Genomic DNA, 20,263 nt, shown 5'->3' with positions numbered 1-20,263 from the left:
TAAAGGAGAAAAACGATGAAAAAGTTATTTATTTCACTAACAGTTCTTTTCGTTCTTGTTATGAGTGCTTGTAGCAATGGCTCTACAGACAAAAAGAACGATGCAAAAGGTAGTAAATCAGAAACAATTACATACCAATCTGAAAATGGTAAAGTAGAAGTTCCTGCAAATCCAAAACGCGTTGTTGTTTTATCATCATTTGCTGGTAACGTAATGTCATTAGATGTAAATCTTGTTGGGGTAGATTCATGGTCTAAACAAAACCCACGTTTTGATAGCAAACTGAAAGATGTTGCTGAAGTATCAGATGAAAATGTTGAAAAAATCGCTGAACTAAATCCAGATTTAATCATTGGTTTATCAAATATTAAAAATGTTGATAAGTTAAAGAAAATCGCTCCTACTGTAACATACACTTACGGAAAAGTTGATTACTTAAAACAGCATTTAGAAATCGGTAAGTTATTAAACAAAGAAAAAGAAGCAAAAACTTGGGTTGATGACTTCAAGAAACGTGCACAAGATGCTGGTAAAGAAATTAAAGCAAAAATCGGTGAAGATGCAACAGTTTCTGTTGTAGAAAACTTCAACAAACAGCTTTATGTATACGGCGAAAACTGGGGCCGTGGAACAGAAATTCTGTACCAAGAAATGAAATTAAAAATGCCTGAAAAAGTAAAAGAAAAAGCATTAAAAGAAGGTTACTACGCATTATCTACTGAGGTATTACCTGAGTTTGCTGGTGATTACTTAATCGTAAGTAAAAACAAAGATACTGATAACTCATTCCAAGAGACAGAATCATATAAAAACATCCCAGCAGTAAAAAATAATCGCGTATACGAAGCAAACATGATGGAATTCTATTTCAATGATCCACTTACATTAGACTTCCAACTAGACTTCTTCAAGAAGAGCTTTCTTGGTAAATAATACAAACATGAGGAATTCTTAAATTAAGAATTCCTCTTCCTTTATTCTATGAACAGAAAAGATGTGAAACGAATGACAAAAGATCACGACAATCCACGTTCTATAGCTTTTACATACAAACTCATTTTGAGCATAATTGCATTCTTTCTTATTTTTATGGTGGCAATGGTATTAGGGGCTGCCGATACTTCAATAAAAGATGTATGGTTAGCGCTCACTTCTTCTGCTAAAGGGGACAAAATATCTATTATTCGAGAAATTCGTTTACCACGTGAAGTAGCTGCAATTTTTGTAGGAGCTGGACTTGCTGTTTCTGGAGCAATTATGCAAGGATTAACACGAAATCCGCTTGCAGATCCTGGATTACTAGGGCTATCTGGTGGAGCAAATGCTGCACTTGCACTGACACTTGCTTTCAACCCTTCCATCAGCTATCTTTACTTAACATTAGCTTGCTTTATCGGTGCTGCAATCGGTGCGATTATGGTATTTGGAATTGGTATGGTGAAAAAAGGCGGGCTGTCCCCTCTTCGAATTGTATTAGCCGGTGCTGCCGTTTCAGCATTTCTACTCGCAATTTCAGAAGGAGTCGGCATTTACTTCAAAATTTCACAAGAGGTATCACTTTGGACTGCTGGGGGCGTAATTGGAACAACTTGGGGCCAATTAAAAATTATTATTCCAGTCATTTCAATTAGTATCTTTATCGCTATCTTACTAGCAAAAAAATTGACAGTTCTTAGTTTCAGTGAAGAAGTTGCTATTGGACTAGGTCAAAAAATTATTGTTATTAAAACCATTCTATTTATCATTATTATATTACTTGCTGGTGCGTCTGTAGCGCTTGTCGGAAATATGGCATTTATCGGCTTAATGGTACCTCATATGGTACGTCCAATTGTTGGGCCAGACTACCGATTTGTTATACCGATGTCAGCAATTGCTGGAGCTTCCTTTATGCTACTTGCAGATACAGTCGGACGTACTATTAACGCTCCGTACGAAACACCAGTTGCCGCTATTGTCGCAATTGTAGGATTGCCATTCTTCCTATTCGTTGTACGTAAAGGAGGAAAAACATTCTCATGATGCAATCTATTCTAAAAAAACAACGTCTTATTATACTCACTTTACTTATACTAACCATCACAACCATTGTAGTTGGAATGGGACTCGGTTCAGCATCTTTATCTTATGATCGACTACTCCCAACATTAATGGGACAAGGAACTTTTAAAGAGGAGTTTGTTTTATACTCTTTACGACTACCTAGAATTGTTATTACATTATTAGCTGGTATGGCTCTCGCTTTATCAGGTGCTATCCTGCAAGGTATTACCCGAAATGATTTAGCGGAACCTGGTATTCTCGGAATCAACTCCGGGGCTGGTGTTGCTGTTGCTATTTTCTTTTTATACTTTCCAATAGATGTAGGTTCATTTCTTTACTTACTACCTGTCGTTGGATTTATCGGCGCATTTCTGACAGCTGTTCTAATTTACGTATTTTCTTATAGTAAATCAACTGGACTTCAGCCAATCCGACTAACATTAACTGGTATTGGTTTTTCATTTGCACTATCTGGAATGATGATTGTCCTTATTTCATCCGCTGATCGTATGAAAGTTGACTTTATCGCCAAATGGATTGCCGGAAATATTTGGGGAGATGACTGGGTTTTCGTTTTGGCAATGCTCCCATGGTTAATCGTATTAATTCCGTTCGTTTTCTATAAAGCAAATCGATTAAACATTCTAGCATTAAACGAACCAGTCGCAATCGGTGTTGGAATTGAAATTGAAAAAGAACGCAGATACTTATTAGTCGCAGCCGTTGCGCTTGCAGCTGCAGCTGTTTCCGTAACAGGAGGAATTAGCTTTATCGGACTAATGGCTCCTCATATCGCAAAATCTTTAGTAGGTCCAAGACATCAAATTTTCATGCCTATCGCCGTTTTAATCGGCGGATGGCTATTGTTATTAGCAGATACAATCGGACGTAATATCGTTGAACCTAATGGCATTCCAGCAGGTATTGTCGTTGCCTTAATTGGTGCTCCTTACTTTATGTATTTGTTGCTTAAAAAGGCGTAGGAAACACCCTCAAGATTTTTTCTTGAGGGTGTTTTTATTTCATTCTACTGCTGCCCATACCCTTCAAACTTCTTCGCCAAATTCGCCATCTCATCTTCTGGCAAAAGCTTCGGCTCTCCGACACTTTTCGTTTGATAATAAATTTGCGCACAAAACTCAATTTCTTCTGCAACAGTAAACGCCATTTTTATGTTATTTGCACCTGCAATTAAACCGTGGTTCTCAAGTAAAACAGCACGACGATCAATCATGCCTTCAAAAGCAGCATCTGCTAATTGCTTCGTACCAAATGTTTCATACGGTGCACAGCGTACATTCGGGCCTGCGAAAGCAATTAAATACGATACTGCAGGAAGTTCCCATCCTAATGATGCAATCGTCTTCGCGTAAGGAGAATGTGTATGCACAAGCGCATTTATATCTTCACGCTTTCTATAATAAATAAGGTGCATATCGAGCTCACTTGATGGTTTTCTCTCTCCCTCTACCACTTCACCATCTAAGTTTAATATAACTACATCCTCAGGTTTTGTTTCATAATACTCTAAACCACTTGGGCTAATTGCAACAAGACCTTGCTCGCGATTGAAAATACTAATATTGCCGCCTGTCCCCTTTGTTAAACCGCTAGAAATCATTTTCTTTCCATACGCTACAATTTCTTCTCTTTCTTTTTGTAATAACATATACATCCCCCTAAGTATGAAGCTTATGATGACTGAATCTTTAACTCTATCTACTTATTGAAATAGCTTTTTTAAGTTCTCCGTAAACGGTGCTTTTACAATCCCTTTTTCCGTAATAATCGCTGTTACATTTTCATGTGGCGTGACATCAAATGCCGGATTATATACTTTACTTTCTTTCGGAGCAGAATATTGTCCGAAACGATTAATCACTTCAGAGGCATCTCTTTCCTCGATCGGAATTTCTTTTCCTGTCGGTGTTTTTAAGTCGATTGTCGGTGTTGGTGCTGCTACATAAAACGGAATGTTATAGTATTTCGCCAAAATAGATACGCCTAATGTCCCAATTTTATTTGCTACATCACCATTAGCTGCCACACGGTCGCATCCAACGATCACCGCATCAATCTTTCCTTGTGACATGACCATAGCTGCCATATTATCCGTAATAACAGTAACATCAATTCCCGCTCGCTGTAGTTCTAATGCTGTTAACGTTGAACCTTGTAATCTAGGACGTGTTTCATCTGAATAGATTTTTAAGTCCCATCCTTTTTCCTTCGCTAAGTACATTGGAGCTGTTGCAGTACCATACTTAGTCGTCGCTAACGCACCAGCATTACAATGTGTTAATACTCCCATTCCATCATGGAATAACGTTAATGCATGTTCCCCGATTTGACGGTTAATTTCTTCATCTTCTCTATGAATCTCTTTTGCTTCTTCTAGCAATCTATCTTTCAACTGAGCAATTGATAAGTTGGCATTCCCCGTCACTACAGTCTCCATTCTTTCAAGTGCCCAAAATAAATTTACTGCTGTCGGCCTTGATGTTGCCAAATATGCACATACCTTTTTGACTTCCTCTATAAATTCTTCCACCGTACTTTGAGTAACTTCCTTAGCTCCTAAATACACACCATAAGCTGCCGAAACACCAATCGCTGGAGCCCCTCTTACTTTCATTACTTGAATGGCATCCCACACACCTCCAGCTGTCTTGAAAGATTCATAGACAACTTCATTCGGTAATAATGTTTGATCTAATAAAACTAAAGCATCATCTTTCCACTGAATGGGTATTAATTGTTCTTCCATCATCTTCTCCCCTTACTTCGCATAGTGCATTGACTGTTCTTTTAACGTTTCTACAAAACTTGTGCCTGTTTTATATTGATTCGCCCGTAAAATAAATTTCTTCGCTACTTGAAGACAAATACGTTCTGCTCTAGCACGTGCTTCCTCATTCTCAATGCAAGTAATATCTTTTACTTTCGCTAGCCCAACAATGCGACGAATTAACTCAAGACCTGTCACTGCAGCTGCATCCTCTAATACAGAGTGTAAATATACTTCGTTAAAGCCTTGTTCCTTCGCCATAATCTCGGTCACATGAATATCCCAAGCATTTAAAAACTTCTTTTTAAACAAATCAATTACCTCTACCATTGTCGATTGTAGCCAACTCATATACGTATCTTTCTCAGCACCGGGCGGCATGGTTACATCTGCATTCACCCAAGCAAACATTAAATTCGCCATTACATTTCCAACGTCATATCCCATCGGTCCATAAAAGGCAAACTCAGGATCAATAACCTTTGTAGAATCATCTCTTACAAAAACAGAACCAGTATGTAAATCACCGTGAATAAGCGCTTGTGCATTCGTCATAAAAGAAAACTTAAGTTTTGCTACTTCCATACGAAGCTCTTTATCACTATAAATATGCTCTCTAATCCATCCTTCATTTAATGGAAACAACTCATTACGCTTATTATGATTTGTAAATGGCTCAGCGTATACGAGGTCCTCTGTAATCTCACATAATTCAGGATTTATATAGTTTTTCACAAGCTCCTTCTTCTCTTTATGATTCATTACAACATCCGATGTTAATAACAGTGTGTTTACCAAAAAGGTCGTTAAATCATCCGCAAGCTTTGGAAACATTTGATGATTTATAAGTGCTGTACGTAATATTGTGTGGTCCGATAAATCTTCCATTACGCAACAATTCATCACACTATCAAACAAATACACCTTTGGAACAAGCCCAGGTGCTAACTCCTCCTCTTTCTGCAAAACATCTGATTCTATACGAATACGATTCGTCGACAACTTAAACTCATCTGAAATGCGTGCTGTATGCCCAGCTTGCTTTACAATGACAGAAATATTCTTCTGCTCATCCCAAACGCGGAATACATAGTTTAAATTACCATCGCCTATTTCTTTACACTGTAACCCCTTTGCATCTTCAAACTTAGATAATTTCTCTTTCGCATACACAATCACATCGCTAGCTTCCATTAAAAAATACTTCGTGAACTTAGACATGGTTTCCCCTCCACACCAAATGTAAACGTTTTCTAAAAGCTATAAAAAATAATAGTTTGAAAAATTTTATCCTATATTATATCTTCTTCTTTTTGAAAGGTATATCTAGGTTTTATTATATCTTGTTAAAAATGGGAGTCAATGCTTCCTCTTTCTTAGTCTATTTTCTCTAAATAAAGGAAAATTTCAGTGCTACTGATAATTCGTTTGCACCACTCCCATACTTACAATTGCTATATTCATCTAACCCCTTTCCTTATCTTTGAACTTTCATGTAGAACATTATTTCCTCTACATTACAGGATACGTCATTAAAAACCACAGATTTCATAACATGTAAATACATTAAATCTTTATATTTAATATATACAATTTAAATATTGGAAATTTTATTATATATTATTGAAGAAGAGGTGATTACTCCATGTGGAAACAAGGCATCGGTTGGCTTCTCATCACTGTGATGATTTTTTTAATGATACATATTAACTTTCGAGATAGTGATACAAATCTCATTCAAAAACGTACACAAAATGGGACAATCGACTTACGTGATCTTCCTTCAAATGCGAAAATATTATCTTTAGCAGGCGAATGGAAATTCACCCCAAATAAATTTGTGGATGTGAACCAATTTCAAGAACAAGCTACAAATCAACTTGTGCCAGGACAGTGGGAATCCAAGGCACAATATGGTTCTTATCAATTAAAAATCGAGCTACCTAAGCATTTTTCTGAAGTTGGTTTTCGCATTCGAAACATTTGGTCCGCCCATACCATTTATGTAAACGGCGAAAAGGGTTCTGAAATAGGTCAGATTGGAAAATCAAAAGAAGCTACAAAACCTGAAAATCCATCATATGAAATGTATTTAAAACCGAAAACAAAAGAATTGCTCATAACAATTCACGTTTCAAATTTTTACAATGTACGCGGAGGTATTATTTTCCCAATCGATTTCGGTGACGCTAAAGCGATGCAAGAAGACGTAGCTGAAGATACAAATATCGAATGGACAGCCGTTTCCATCTTATTAGTTTTTAGTATTTTTCATCTAACTATCTTTTTATTACGTAAAAAAGATGATGGCTTTTTTTATAGCGGTTGTTATTTCCTAAGCCTAGCACTAATTGTTATGACACGAGGAGAACGTATATTACTTCGTGCGGTTCCTAATATCCCTTTTGAATTTTATTTTCGCTTACAGGACTCTATTACATTTTTTAGTGCTATTTTATTACCACTATTTATTTCAAAAACTATGCCGACTATTATAAATAAAAAACAACTGCTTTTATTATTTTCGCCTTTCTTTATTTATAGCGTAGGAATAATCTTATTTCCAGCTCGATCACTGTCAAATCTACAAACACCATTCTTTTTTTATATGAATATAATGTTGTTGTGGATTATTCTGAGAATGACTCAGCTCATCATACAAAAAAAGTGGATTATTAGTAAAAACGAAATTTTAATTTTCACCCTGATGTTACTTACTCTATTTATGTTTCTTTTTAGCGGTACACTCGAACAACTTTTTGCATCAGGTCGTAATATATTTAACCGCTTTGGGCTACTGGGGTTCATTATTATGATGAATGTTTTTTTAGGCACACGTTTTATTAATCGTACCGAAGAGGCCGAGCACTTATCAAAAAAATTAGAAGCTATTCATTTAACAAAAGATTCTTTTTTAAAAGTAACAACACAAGAATTAAAAGATCCTTTATACCATGCAATTAATTTAATTAAATCTGTAAAAGCTAATGATAAAAAGGAGAAGCATTCAAATGAGCTACATGTATTAGAACAGCTTACAGAACGTTTACTATACCTTACTAATGATCTACAAGATTTTACAAAAATTAAATTTCATGATTATTCTTTTACAGCAAAATCAACAAATATAAAAATGATTGTGAATCATGTTTATACATTAATGGAACTACCTCTCTCAAGAAAACATATTACGTATCAAGAATATGTACCAAATAATTTACACGGATTAGTAGATGAAGACCGATTAACACAAGTGCTTTACCGTATTTTAGAAGAATGTTGTTACTATGCAGTAGATGGGAAAATTGTTATTGATGCTCAGCATATAGGAGAAAATATCCATTTAACCTTTAAAGCGACTAGCAACTCTACCGTTACTTATGAAGATACTCACACTGAAATCGGGTTATTAATAAGTAAAGAACTGCTAGAACGTATGAATGGACATTTGCAGGTAGATTACTATAAAATTTCTATCTTATTTAAAATACAAGTTCCTTTTTATGAATATAAAGAAATACATACTATTTTACAGGAACAACATAATTTTAAAGAAGTTTCTCAAGCAAACACTAGTATGCTGCCAACAATCTTAATTGTAGATGATGATGTCATACATACAGAGGTACTAAAATCTTTACTAGCAGCAACATACAATATTACCATTGTGCATTCGGCTCAAGATGCTATTTTCTTATTAGAGAGCACGAAAGATTTCGAGCTTCTTATCATAGATGAAACTCTTCCTGAGATTGGAGGAGTCGAACTAGCTAAACATATACGCAAAAAAACATCAGTATTAGAATTACCTATTCTAATGTTAAGTTCAAAAGATTATCCAACGAATGTAGATCATTTATTTGCAAATGGAATAACTGATTACTTGGTCAAACCTTGTACAAAACAAGTGCTATTAGCTAGATTACATACTATTTTCCAAACAAAAGAAGCGATACTCCAAGCATTTGAAAATGAAATGGCCTTTCTACAGGCACAAATTAAACCGCACTTCTTATATAATGCAATGAGTAATATTATTTCATTTTGTTATACAGATAGCGAACGGGCTGCACATCTCCTAACGATGCTAAGCTCCTACTTACGATATATATTTGAATCTGGAAACGAAACAAATTACTCTACATTACAAAAAGAAGTTTCTATCATTCAAGCATATGTAGAAATAGAAAAGGCACGATTTGGCGAACGTCTTTCTTTTTCATATGAAGTTGATACTATTGAATCTTTAGATGAAATATATATACCTAATTTACTCGTACAACCACTTGTGGAAAATGCAATACGCCACGGTCTATTTGAGAAAGAAGGAAACAGTCATGTACAAATTAATATAAAACAAATAAAAGAAATTTTATTTATACAAGTAATAGATAACGGGATTGGAATGTCAGAAACAACCATACACAATTTGTTAAATGGGACTCTTCAGAACCAAGGAATTGGATTTTCCAATGTTCTACGTCGTGTTCGAAAGTTTTCCAATGGAACTGTAGAGATTTATTCTATTGAAAATAAAGGAACAACTATTAATGTAACGATTCCATTAAAGGAGAGAATGTAGTGTGGCGAATAGTAATAATAGAGGATGAAAAGCCTATTTTAGATTTACATAATCATTTATTAACAAAACATGGTGGATTTCAAATTATTGATACTTTCCAATCACCATTAGAGGCAATTAATATGCTTCCGGATTACACATTAGACGCTATTTTACTAGATATTGAAATGCCTAAAATGACAGGAATTGAACTCGCTAAGAAATTAGTAGATGACGGTATCGATGTTCCGATTATCTTTTCTACTGCTTACCCAAATTATGCTTTAGAAGCGTTTCGGGTACAAGCTCTCGATTATATATTAAAACCGCTAACACCTAGCGCTGTACAAGATTTAGATGACCGCCTAAAAAAATATTACGGTGTTCCGAATCAACAAAGAAATTCAAATACTCTTCAAGTACAACTGTACGGTAATACATTTATAAAAAAAGACCATCAATCACTAAAGTGGCCTACCCGTGTTACAGAAGAGCTTTTTTATTACTTCCTTCTCCATAAAGAAAAAACTGTTTCGAAGTGGCAGATCCTTGATGATATTTGGCCTAACATAGATGAAAAACGTGCATTAGCAAATTTGTATAATACTATTTATCGAATACGCCAACTATTTAGTGAGCTAAATATCCCTCTCAAAATCGAGCGTACAACTGATGGTTATGAAATGCAGATTAACCAAACAGTTCAATTTATAGAAGCACATAATACCGACGACCTATTATTAGAGTCCAAAGGATATTTATGGGCTTACAAACTTCAAAATATACAACTTTAAGAAACTTGTTTCTAAGCTGAAACAGGTTTCTTATTTTATAACAAATACCTTGAGAGATTTTTGAGAGAAACGTTTGATACATTAATAAATACAAATAAACCATATTTAAAGTATTATCCCATTTCATAAAACTATTTTCTTACTATCTATATAAGGAGAAAAAAATGAGCACTCACACTAATCAAGACATTATGCTTACAAACATTGAATCCATTTCCGACAGGACCAATTTTAATTTATATTTACAAGAATCCAATGATTTCGATCCTAACCTTATAAAATGCACCATGTTAGAATTTATCGTCACAAAAGACAGTGTAAAGATTTACATAAAACATACACCAAATTGCGATTCTGAAATTTATACGATCAAAGAGTACATGATTCCAAGCTCAGTATTCCATTACGTTTTCCCAACGATTCATGAAAATAACGAGGAAATATCCGTACACATGCAATGTTTTGGTATACATGGCGAACTACTCGTTGCCGAAAAATTATTTATCCATAAAAACAATCAGTTAAGTTCTAAATTACGTACATTTTTCGAAACACTGAACAGCAATATACATAACGCCCTACACGCATTAAAAAAGGATTAAAAGGTCCCCTATCAAGTCACATTACACTTGATAGGGAATTTTTTAATCCTTTAATTTTACAAAAGAAGCTGAGTTATTTCTTTTTCTCTAACCCCTCGCGAAACAACTTACACTTCAATATATGTCCAATAAATGAACAGTTAAAATAACAGTAATTTTTCAAAAAGATTCCGATTCATTTTGTTTTATTTATCTCATCATTCTTTGTACAATAAAGTAAGAAGTTACTTTTCAACCACATAACCTACTAAAAAATCTTTCCTCAAAACATTTAATTATCATCTATATGTTTCAAGCTTAAATGTAAACAAACTTCCACCTATGATTATACTGATTCCTTTACAACTAAATTTTCTACTCTATCACTGCCAAACTGTTTTATCATCTCAATTGAGAATAAATATTAATTAAATTGATATAAAGTTGGTATATTCTCTTGACAAAATAACCACTTCTATATGATAATTAATATCGAATTAGAATTATTATAGTTAATTAAAAAATATATTTTATGAGCACACTATTTTTTGATGCTCAAAACCAACATTTAGGAGGAATTTTAATATGTTATTAATCGGCACAGAAGTAAAACCGTTTAAAGCTAATGCTTACCATAATGGAGAATTTATCCAAGTTACTGACGAAAGTTTAAAAGGAAAATGGAGTGTAGTTTGTTTCTACCCAGCTGACTTCACATTCGTTTGCCCAACTGAACTTGAAGACTTACAAAACCAATACGCAGCTCTTAAAGACTTAGGCGTTGAAGTATACTCTGTATCTACAGACACTCACTTCACTCACAAAGCATGGCATGATAGCTCAGAAACTATCGGCAAAATCGAATACATTATGATTGGTGACCCAACTCGCACAATTACTACAAACTTCAACGTTTTAATGGAAGAAGAAGGTCTTGCTGCTCGTGGTACATTCATCATCGATCCAGACGGCGTTATCCAGTCTATGGAAATCAATGCTGACGGTATCGGCCGTGACGCAAGCATTCTTGTTAACAAAATTAAAGCAGCTCAATACGTACGTAACAACCCAGGTGAAGTTTGCCCAGCTAAATGGCAAGAGGGTTCTGCAACACTTAAACCAAGCCTTGACCTTGTAGGCAAAATCTAAGGAGTTCGATCAAAATGATACTAGATGCAGATATAAAAACACAACTATCCCAATACCTTCAGTTAATGGAGAACGATATTTTACTTAAAGTAAGCGCTGGAGACGACGACGTATCTAAAGATATGTTAGCTCTAGTAGACGAATTAGCTACTATGTCATCTAAGATTACAGTAGAAAAAGTTGAATTAGAGAGAACACCAAGCTTTAGCGTAAATCGCCCTGGTGAAGACACTGGTGTCGTATTCGCTGGTATTCCATTAGGACACGAATTTACTTCATTAGTGTTAGCTTTACTACAAGTAAGTGGACGCGCTCCAAAAGTTGAACAAAAATTAATCGATCAAATTAAAAACATTCAAGGCGAATATCATTTTGAATCTTATATCAGCCTAAGTTGTCATAACTGTCCTGATGTTGTACAAGCTCTTAACGTAATGAGCGTTCTAAACTCTGGTATTACACATACTATGATTGATGGCGCTGCATTCAAAGAGGAAGTAGAAAGCAAAGACATCATGGCAGTACCAACAGTTTTCCTAAACGGCGAATCTTTCGGAAGCGGTCGTATGACTCTTGAAGAAATTTTAGCTAAAATGGGTAACGGTCCAGATGCATCAGAGCTTTCTGATAAAGATCCATACGATGTTCTTGTTGTTGGTGGCGGCCCTGCTGGTGCAAGTGCAGCAATTTATGCAGCACGTAAAGGCATCCGCACTGGTATCGTTGCTGAGCGCTTCGGTGGTCAAGTAATGGATACTATGGGTATTGAGAACTTCATCAGCGTAAAACGCACTGAAGGTCCTAAGCTAGTAGCAAGCCTTGAAGAGCACGTAAAAGAATACGACATCGATGTAATGAATCTACAACGTGCAAAACGTTTAGAGAAAAAAGAACTTATTGAAGTGGAACTTGAAAACGGCGCTATTCTGAAAAGTAAAAGCGTAATCGTTTCAACAGGTGCTCGCTGGCGTAACGTTGGCGTACCGGGTGAAGCTGAGTTCAAAAATAAAGGTGTAGCATACTGCCCACACTGTGACGGTCCATTATTCATTGGAAAAGACGTAGCAGTTATCGGCGGAGGTAACTCTGGTATTGAAGCAGCTATCGACTTAGCAGGTATTGTTAAGCACGTAACTGTTCTTGAATTCATGCCAGAATTAAAAGCTGATGCTGTATTACAAGAGCGTCTTAACAGCTTACCAAACGTAACTGTTCTGAAAAACGTTCAAACGAAAGAAATCACTGGTACTGATAAAGTAAACGGTATTTCTTACATCGATCGTGAAACTGAAGAAGTTCATCACGTTGAATTACAAGGTGTATTCGTACAAATCGGTCTTGTGCCAAACACAGACTGGTTAGGCGAAACAGTTGAACGCGCTCGCGGTGAAATCGTAACAGACAAGCACGGCGCTACAAACATACCAGGAGTGTTTGCTGCAGGTGACTGTACAAATAATCCGTACAAACAAATCATCATCTCTATGGGTTCAGGTGCAAACGCAGCTTTAGGTGCATTTGATTACTTAATCCGTAACTAATTATATAGACGTGAGTAAAGAAAAGCAGGTGCCAAGGCACCTGCTTTTTATAATCTTAATGTATAAACTAAAAACCTTTCATTCCCATTCTTCTCATAAGCTCCAGGCAATCTTACTTCCCTCTTCAGCTCAAACGCAGTCTGATTCTCCAAGAAGAAAATATAATCTTCAGAAGGATAGTATAAAATAATATCCACTTCTCTCTCCGTCTCTTCTACCGAAAGTAAAATATTATTTACTACGTTCATAAATACTTGTACAGAAAATGGATTGAAGAAATAAAACCGGTTATCCCGTGGATCGATTTCATATTCCTGCGCTAAACAACATTCAAACCCAATCTTATCTTTACTGTTTCTTACCTTTCGTGCATAGCGCTCTAGATTATCCATTGCTTCTTTATAAAACTCTTCATTCATTTCAATTCCAACCGCTGAAGCGCCACACTTATGGTGCATGTAAAAGTTTAATCGTCCTTTTCCGCATCCAAAGTCTACAACTCGGTCGCTACTTCTTATTTCATATTGATTTAATAGTTCATCTAATCCGCTATATGGCGTTGGTTCATAACGGTGATAGTGCATAGACTTGTTAAAGCCCTTTTGCTCACCGACAGTTTTTATATGTAATACAGCATCGTAATATTGTTCGTTCATTTTTCTTCTCCTATTAGAAAATGGTACTTATTATTATACACCATGTACCGGAGAGGGATTTTTCATTGCATTAATTGGTGCGTGAAATTATATCGACGATTTTTTTAATATATCGACTTACCGACAATTCACGAAAAAAACAGGAGCTCTCTAGCTCCTGTCCTCTAATACCTTTAATACAGTTTGTTTCAATATTTCTACTCCATCCATAATACAACTATGATCGAACTTCATATACGGATGGTGTAATCCAGGTTGTAAGTTTGCCCCTAGTCCAAGCATGACAGCTTTTAAATGTGGTCTCTTCACTGTGTAGTAATGGAAATCATCGCTTCCTGTCGTATACAGTGGTCCCGTGCATCCCTCTTCCCCGTATACTTCAAGAATGCCTTTTCGCATAAAGCGCTCAGCTTCTTCTGACACTTCAGCTCCTGGTGCAAGATCGATCCATTTATATGAAGTTTCCGATCCCATCGATGCGGCCGATTCTATTACATGTTCTATTTTTTTCTTTAATTCTTCTAATAACGTATTACTCTCTGCCCTAACATCTAAGCTAAAGTGGCCGTTCCCCGGAATAATATTTAAATTATCTCCACCAGCTTGGCACCTCGTCATCTTTACTGAATAGGAACTTTGCGGTGGTAACCATATATTTTTCAAACCGATATTGATCATAGAAATGACATCAATTGCATTTATCCCTTGATGCGGACGTGCCCCATGTGCATCATCTCCATGAATCGTTCCTTCTAAAAATCCTGCCGCTCCGTGACGAATAGATGGGGCAGCTTGTTTCAAAGGCAGTTCTTCAATCGGTCTTAAATGAACACCAAATAAGAAGTCCGCATCATCCACAGCCCCCTTCTCTACCATCTTTAAAGAGCCATTTCCTTTTTCCTCTGCCGGCTGAAAAATAAACCTAACAGTACCGCTATCCCATCTCATATTTTTCAATTGTAAAATAAGCCCCATCACAATTGTCATATGTGCATCATGACCACATGAATGGTTCGCTTTAAATTCTCCGTCCACTTCTTGCCATAGTGCATCCATATCAGCACGAATCGCAATAACTGGATTCCCGCTTCCGATTTCAGCAATCACACCTGGGCAATCATCAAATATTTTATATGAAATTCCTTCTTCTTTTAAAAAGTTAGTAATATACGCTGTCGTTTCATACTCTTTCCAACTCACTTCAGGGTTTTCATGTAAATGCTGAAAAATTTCAGTTAAACGCTCTTGTAGTTCTAATGTTTTCAAAGCTACATTCTCCTTCCCAAATTCCAAAACCATTCAGGTTAATTATACTTATGAAAAACAGATGTTTTTATGAACATATTGAATTTTAAGAAAAAAGTCAATTGTTTATTTTTAAATACGATCAACAACTCATTTCCACTCATTCCATAACGATAGAACATTCCTTATTTTCTGTTTTTTATTGACGCTCATATCAATTTTTAGTTATTATAATTTAATAACGTCTATTTTGCGACAATTCTAAAAATACAAACATACATAATGAGGAGGCATTTTATGAAAAAAGAAATACCTTTTGGCGTAGCAATAATCCCTATTATCATTACAGTTGCAGTTATGATGGTTACAATTGTTGTATTAAAACAAAGCCCTCACGTCCCACTTATTATCGGTACAACCGTTGCTTCTATCGTCGCTTGGCGTTACGGTTACAAATGGCACGATATTGAAGAAGCGATGTATAAAGGAATTCGCCTCGCATTACCCGCTATCGTTATCATTATTCTAGTAGGTTTAACGATCGGTGCTTGGATTGGCGGCGGAATCGTCGCAACAATGATTTATTACGGTTTAAATCTTTTAACTCCATCACTATTTTTAGTTTCAATTACAATTATTTGTTCTATTGTTGCATTAGCTATCGGTAGCTCTTGGTCTACAATGGGAACAATTGGTGTTGCAGGAATGGGAATTGGACTAAGTATGGGAATCCCAGCTCCAATGGTTGCCGGTGCTATCATTTCCGGTTCTTATTTCGGCGATAAAATGTCACCGCTTTCAGACACAACAAACTTAGCCGCAGGATTAACAAATACAGATCTATTCACACATATTCGTCATATGTTATTTACTACAATTCCAGGTTTACTTATTACTCTTATCGTTTATGCGTTCTTGGGAAGAAGCTTCGGTGCTAACAATATTGATGCAAAAGGTATCGATCAAACGTTACAAGTATTGCAACAAAACTTTGTTATCTCCCCTTTCCTACTAATCATACCTGTAGTTGTTATGGTATTAGTCGCTAAAAAGGTTCCTGCGATCCCAGCTATTCTCGTAGGTATTATTTTAGGATTCTTATCACAAGTCTTTATTCAAGGCGGTTCTGTCTCCGCTTCTGTCGGTGCACTCCAAAATGGATTTGTTATAGACACTGGCAACAAGCTAGTAGACGAACTCTTTAACCGCGGTGGCTTAGATTCGATGATGAATACCGTTTCTATGACAATTGTCGCTATGACTTTCGGAGGAGTACTAGAACATACTGGTATTCTTCGCTCAATTGTAAATCAAATTTTAAAATTAGCGACATCAGCAAAAGGGCTTATCGCTTCTACTATCGCATCTTGCTTTGCAACCAATCTTACTTGCTCTGAACAATATATTTCGATTGTTGTTCCTTCAAGAATGTACGCAAATGCATACACAGAAAAGGGGCTACACTCTAAAAATTTATCCAGAGCATTAGAAGATGGTGGAACATTAACTTCTGTGTTCGTACCTTGGAATACATGTGGTGTATTTATACTCGCAACACTTGGAGTTGGCGCATTCGAATATGCTCCTTATGCTATATTGAATTTCATCGTACCTATTATTTCGATCATTTATGGTATAACTGGTCTCACAATTACAAAACTATCTGACATTGAAAAAGCAGAACTACTAAAAAAACAAAAGGCTCAATTAGAAGCTTAAAGATAACGGTAAATTCAGTTCATATATTGCGCGAGGGCGTCCTTGTTGATAGGGCATTTCCTCGCCGCAAATATGAGCATACCCGTAATCAACTAGTTTCTTTAATAACCTTTCTGTTGATCGGCGAGTCACTTGTAAGTATTCAGAAAGGTCTGCTGCGGTAAACTTCAATGACGAATGTGATTGACTAAATTGAATAATTTTTGATAAGTTTGCTGGACTAAGTTTTGTTTCCTTCGCTATTTTCATGAGTTCCGGGTTTTCATTCTTCAAACTTTGTACTCTCTGTTCTTTCGGGAACGGACCAAATAGTTCTTTATCACTTGTTAGTATATAAAAGCAGTGGTCTATTGGATTATTCTTCGCGAAACTTTGAGCGATTTTAGCATTTTGCTCCGCTTCTTTCACAGTTTTTCCGTAACCAAATCCAATAGCTATCGTTCCTTCTATACTCGCAAATAAAGTATGTATCATATTTGTTTTTATAATCGATTCAATATCACCACGAGTCGTATACAAAATGAACGTCATTCCATCAACTTTTTTAAATGAACCATGTAGTGCTTTTGAAATGGCATCTAATTGCTCAAGCAAACCTTCTCTTAATTCTAAAGAAGAAATCATACAAGCACCGACAGTAGCTGAATGGCTTTTTGCTAACTCAGCTTTTATTTTTGCATCTTTTAACCCATGTATAATGGATTGCTTCGGATCTATCATACGCTCTGAAGGAATACCTACTTTTTGAAGTTCATCATAGACAGCATGAATACTAGTTAAAGCTAAATGAGCTTCTCCTGATTGATATTTAGCTATATGAAAATCCGTAACTCTATTTATTTCATCTTTACTCCACAGCATGTTTTCATAATCAAACACTTGTGGACTTTCTTTTATACCGATATCATGGAACACATTTGTAATGAATGAGCGGTCTACTAAATCAATTGAAATTTTATGTGGTTGAATACGTTGGTGATACATGACAGAAAGAATGGAAGATACGACAGTTGTCTCGTCTTGCTGTAAATACGTACTTGGAATTCGTAATTGTTCTCTTATTTCTTTTGCCATATAATAAGGTAAAGCACCTGAGAAAAAGATGAAGTCACAAGGCTTTAAACGCGTTAATAGTTCAGAAGATTCTGCCGGATGAAGGTAAATATATGGATCAATCTCTATTTCTTCTAGTTTATGAGCAATAGGTAAAAGTGTCTCCATAAACTCTTTTGAACCGACGACTGCAATTTTTATCATCATTTTTCTAGCTCCTTATCATTAATTAACGACTATTTAACGTCAACTATATCAAATATACAAAACTATTGTAAACAGGAAGGGGTCTCTACCTAATGAAAATTACAGCTATTCATCTTTATGCAATTCGTTTACCGCTTCGCGATCCGTTTGTTATTAGTTATGGTTCTTATTCTGATATGCCTTCTATTATCGTCAAAATGGAAACAGATGAAGGTATTATCGGTTACGGTGAAGGTGTTGCTGATGATCACGTTACAGGCGAATCATGGGAAAGTACTTTCCATACTTTAAAACATACACTTGCTCCTGCGCTCATCGGGCAAAATCCAATGAATATCGAGAAAATACACGATATGATGGACAATACAATTTACGGTGTGCCTACTGCGAAGGCTGCGATTGATATTGCTTGTTTTGATATAATGGGCAAAAAACTAAATCAACCTGTATATCAATTAATTGGCGGGCGCTACCATGAAGACTTCCCTGTCACTCACGTCTTAAGTATCGCCAAACCTGAAGACATGGCTGAAGAAGCGGCTTCCATGATTCAAAAAGGTTATCAATCTTTCAAAATGAAAGTCGGTACGAATGTAAACGAAGATGTAAAAAGAATTGAAGCGGTACGTGAACGTGTAGGAAATGATATCGCAATTCGTGTTGATGTAAACCAAGGGTGGAAAAATAGCGCCAACACATTAACGGCACTTCGTTCATTAGTTCATTTAAACATCGATTGGATTGAACAGCCTGTTGTCGCAGACGATATTGACGCAATGGCTCACATTCGTTCGAAAACAGACCTTCCGCTTATGATTGATGAAGGATTAAAAGGTTCTCGTGAAATGCGCCAAATCATTAAATTAGACGCGGCTGATAAAGTAAATATCAAACTAATGAAGTGCGGCGGCATATATCCCGCTGTAAAACTCGCTCACCAAGCAGAAATGGCCGGCATTGAATGCCAAGTTGGATCCATGGTCGAATCATCCGTTGCCTCTTCCGCAGGATTCCATGTCGCTTTCTCGAAAAAAATCATTACGAGCGTTGAACTTACAGGTCCATTAAAGTTCACGAAAGACATTGGAAACTTGCATTACGACGTACCATTTATTCGCTTAAACGAAAAGCCAGGACTCGGCATTGAAATAAATGAAGATACATTACAAGAACTAACCGTCTTTCAAGACGTTGTACGCTAAAGGAGGACTAAACACATGACAGTTCTATACAAAGGATCATTAAAACAAAATAACGAGCCATTTCACGTTACATTACTATCACTAGAGAACATCGAGCAAATCTTATCACTACAAAACGTCATAGTTGAGGCGCTAGAAGATAAAAGTCGCTTACAACCACTCTCGCTAGAAGAGTTTCAATACATTCTAGAAGGAAACGGCATGATGATCGGTGCTTTTATCGACAACGAACTCATCGCATTTCGTGCCCTACTCGTCCCTCCTATTGACGATGAACATTTAGGACTTGATATTGGTATAGCAGAAAGCGAACTACACCGCGTCATCTATCAAGAAATCTCAAATGTTCACCCAAACAGCCGAGGAAATGGGATGCAAAAAATATTAGCTACAGTTATTATGGACGAATTACAAAAAGAAGATAGCAAATACGACTATGTTTGTTGCACCGTTGCCCCTTTTAACATTCCGAGTTTGAAGGATAAGTTTGCGCAAGGAATGGAGATTGCTGCATTGAAGGAGAAATATGGTGGTAGTATGCGGTATGTGTTTGTGAAGGAATTGCGTGGGGACAAGGTAAGAGATTGGACAGAGATTGAGAACGTTCTGATGAGCGATGCTGGTGGACAACAGACGTTACTTTCAGAGGGATATCGTGGGTATGGATTGGAGAAAATAGACGAAGATTTTGTTGTGAAATTTGGACGATAATTGCTAAGTAAGA

The 20,263-nt window shown here is 36.2% G+C and carries 17 protein-coding genes; 11 read left to right on the top strand and 6 right to left on the bottom strand.

Annotated elements, in window-relative coordinates; translation table 11 throughout:
* Positions 1-15 precede the first annotated feature (15 nt).
* Genes MR113_RS07950 through MR113_RS07940 form a run of 3 tightly spaced genes read left to right on the top strand, consistent with a single transcriptional unit; the run spans position 16 to position 3,026 of the window.
* Complete coding sequence (locus MR113_RS07950; RefSeq protein WP_242253223.1) at positions 16-933, top strand: iron-hydroxamate ABC transporter substrate-binding protein; 918 nt, start codon at positions 16-18, stop codon at positions 931-933.
* A gap of 48 nt (positions 934-981) precedes the next feature.
* Complete coding sequence (locus MR113_RS07945; protein ID WP_242253222.1) at positions 982-2,022, top strand: FecCD family ABC transporter permease; 1,041 nt, start codon at positions 982-984, stop codon at positions 2,020-2,022.
* Complete coding sequence (locus MR113_RS07940) at positions 2,019-3,026, top strand: FecCD family ABC transporter permease (protein ID WP_242253220.1); 1,008 nt, start codon at positions 2,019-2,021, stop codon at positions 3,024-3,026. Before MR113_RS07945 ends, MR113_RS07940 begins: the two co-directional genes overlap by 4 nt.
* 44 nt (positions 3,027-3,070) lie before the next feature.
* Here MR113_RS07940 and MR113_RS07935 read toward each other — a convergent pair whose 3' ends face one another.
* The 3 genes from MR113_RS07935 to mtnK are packed head-to-tail and all read right to left on the bottom strand — an operon-like array spanning position 3,071 to position 6,052.
* Positions 3,071-3,712 (bottom strand): L-fuculose-phosphate aldolase, encoded by a 642-nt coding sequence (locus MR113_RS07935; protein WP_000926556.1) that lies wholly within the window; start codon positions 3,710-3,712, stop codon positions 3,071-3,073.
* Positions 3,713-3,766: 54 nt separating this feature from the next.
* Positions 3,767-4,810: an S-methyl-5-thioribose-1-phosphate isomerase gene (gene mtnA / locus MR113_RS07930; RefSeq protein WP_242253219.1), complete on the bottom strand. Its 1,044-nt coding sequence runs from the start codon at positions 4,808-4,810 to the stop codon at positions 3,767-3,769.
* A 12-nt stretch (positions 4,811-4,822) separates the two neighbouring features.
* Positions 4,823-6,052 carry an S-methyl-5-thioribose kinase gene (gene mtnK / locus MR113_RS07925; RefSeq protein WP_242253212.1) on the bottom strand — a complete coding sequence of 410 codons (1,230 nt, stop codon included), beginning with the start codon at positions 6,050-6,052 and terminating at the stop codon, positions 4,823-4,825.
* Positions 6,053-6,476: 424 nt separating this feature from the next.
* Here mtnK and MR113_RS07920 point away from each other — a divergent pair, with 424 nt between their 5' ends.
* From MR113_RS07920 to ahpF, 5 genes are all read left to right on the top strand, one after another.
* Entirely contained in the window at positions 6,477-9,413 is a 2,937-nt protein-coding gene (locus MR113_RS07920) for a histidine kinase (RefSeq protein ID WP_242253206.1), read from the top strand.
* Positions 9,413-10,186, top strand: coding sequence for a response regulator (locus tag MR113_RS07915; protein WP_242253200.1), 774 nt, complete (start codon positions 9,413-9,415; stop codon positions 10,184-10,186). The genes MR113_RS07920 and MR113_RS07915 overlap by 1 nt, the downstream gene beginning before the upstream one ends.
* Positions 10,187-10,350: 164 nt before the next feature.
* Complete coding sequence (locus tag MR113_RS07910; protein ID WP_098585872.1) at positions 10,351-10,788, top strand: DUF3978 family protein; 438 nt, start codon at positions 10,351-10,353, stop codon at positions 10,786-10,788.
* A 564-nt stretch (positions 10,789-11,352) separates the two neighbouring features.
* Entirely contained in the window at positions 11,353-11,916 is a 564-nt protein-coding gene (gene ahpC, locus MR113_RS07905; RefSeq protein WP_000924417.1) for an alkyl hydroperoxide reductase subunit C, read from the top strand.
* Between the two features lie 14 nt (positions 11,917-11,930).
* A complete protein-coding gene (gene ahpF / locus MR113_RS07900) occupies positions 11,931-13,457 on the top strand; it encodes an alkyl hydroperoxide reductase subunit F (RefSeq protein WP_242253198.1) in 1,527 nt (508 codons plus the stop codon).
* A gap of 47 nt (positions 13,458-13,504) precedes the next feature.
* On the opposite strand, the gene MR113_RS07895 is transcribed toward ahpF, so the two are convergent.
* Together MR113_RS07895 and MR113_RS07890 are read right to left on the bottom strand one after the other, a co-directional pair.
* Positions 13,505-14,113: an SAM-dependent methyltransferase gene (locus MR113_RS07895; RefSeq protein ID WP_242253190.1), complete on the bottom strand. Its 609-nt coding sequence runs from the start codon at positions 14,111-14,113 to the stop codon at positions 13,505-13,507.
* A gap of 150 nt (positions 14,114-14,263) precedes the next feature.
* Positions 14,264-15,379 carry a M20 peptidase aminoacylase family protein gene (locus MR113_RS07890; protein WP_242253189.1) on the bottom strand — a complete coding sequence of 372 codons (1,116 nt, stop codon included), beginning with the start codon at positions 15,377-15,379 and terminating at the stop codon, positions 14,264-14,266.
* Between the two features lie 276 nt (positions 15,380-15,655).
* Here MR113_RS07890 and nhaC point away from each other — a divergent pair, with 276 nt between their 5' ends.
* Positions 15,656-17,077, top strand: coding sequence for a Na+/H+ antiporter NhaC (gene nhaC / locus MR113_RS07885; RefSeq protein WP_242253186.1), 1,422 nt, complete (start codon positions 15,656-15,658; stop codon positions 17,075-17,077).
* On the opposite strand, the gene MR113_RS07880 is transcribed toward nhaC, so the two are convergent.
* Positions 17,066-18,337, bottom strand: coding sequence for a transcriptional regulator (locus MR113_RS07880; protein WP_242253180.1), 1,272 nt, complete (start codon positions 18,335-18,337; stop codon positions 17,066-17,068). The genes nhaC and MR113_RS07880 overlap by 12 nt on opposite strands.
* Before the next feature lie 92 nt (positions 18,338-18,429).
* Between MR113_RS07880 and MR113_RS07875 the strand changes: the two genes are divergently transcribed.
* Positions 18,430-19,539, top strand: coding sequence for a mandelate racemase/muconate lactonizing enzyme family protein (locus MR113_RS07875; protein WP_061678072.1), 1,110 nt, complete (start codon positions 18,430-18,432; stop codon positions 19,537-19,539).
* A 15-nt stretch (positions 19,540-19,554) separates the two neighbouring features.
* On the top strand, positions 19,555-20,250 hold the full coding sequence (locus MR113_RS07870) for a GNAT family N-acetyltransferase (protein ID WP_242253178.1): 696 nt from the start codon (positions 19,555-19,557) through the stop codon (positions 20,248-20,250).
* Positions 20,251-20,263 lie beyond the last annotated feature (13 nt).

This window comes from Bacillus cereus group sp. BfR-BA-01379 (assembly GCF_022663605.1).
Taxonomy (GTDB): domain Bacteria; phylum Bacillota; class Bacilli; order Bacillales; family Bacillaceae_G; genus Bacillus_A; species Bacillus_A mobilis.
This window is presented reverse-complemented; position numbering and strand designations above follow the sequence as displayed.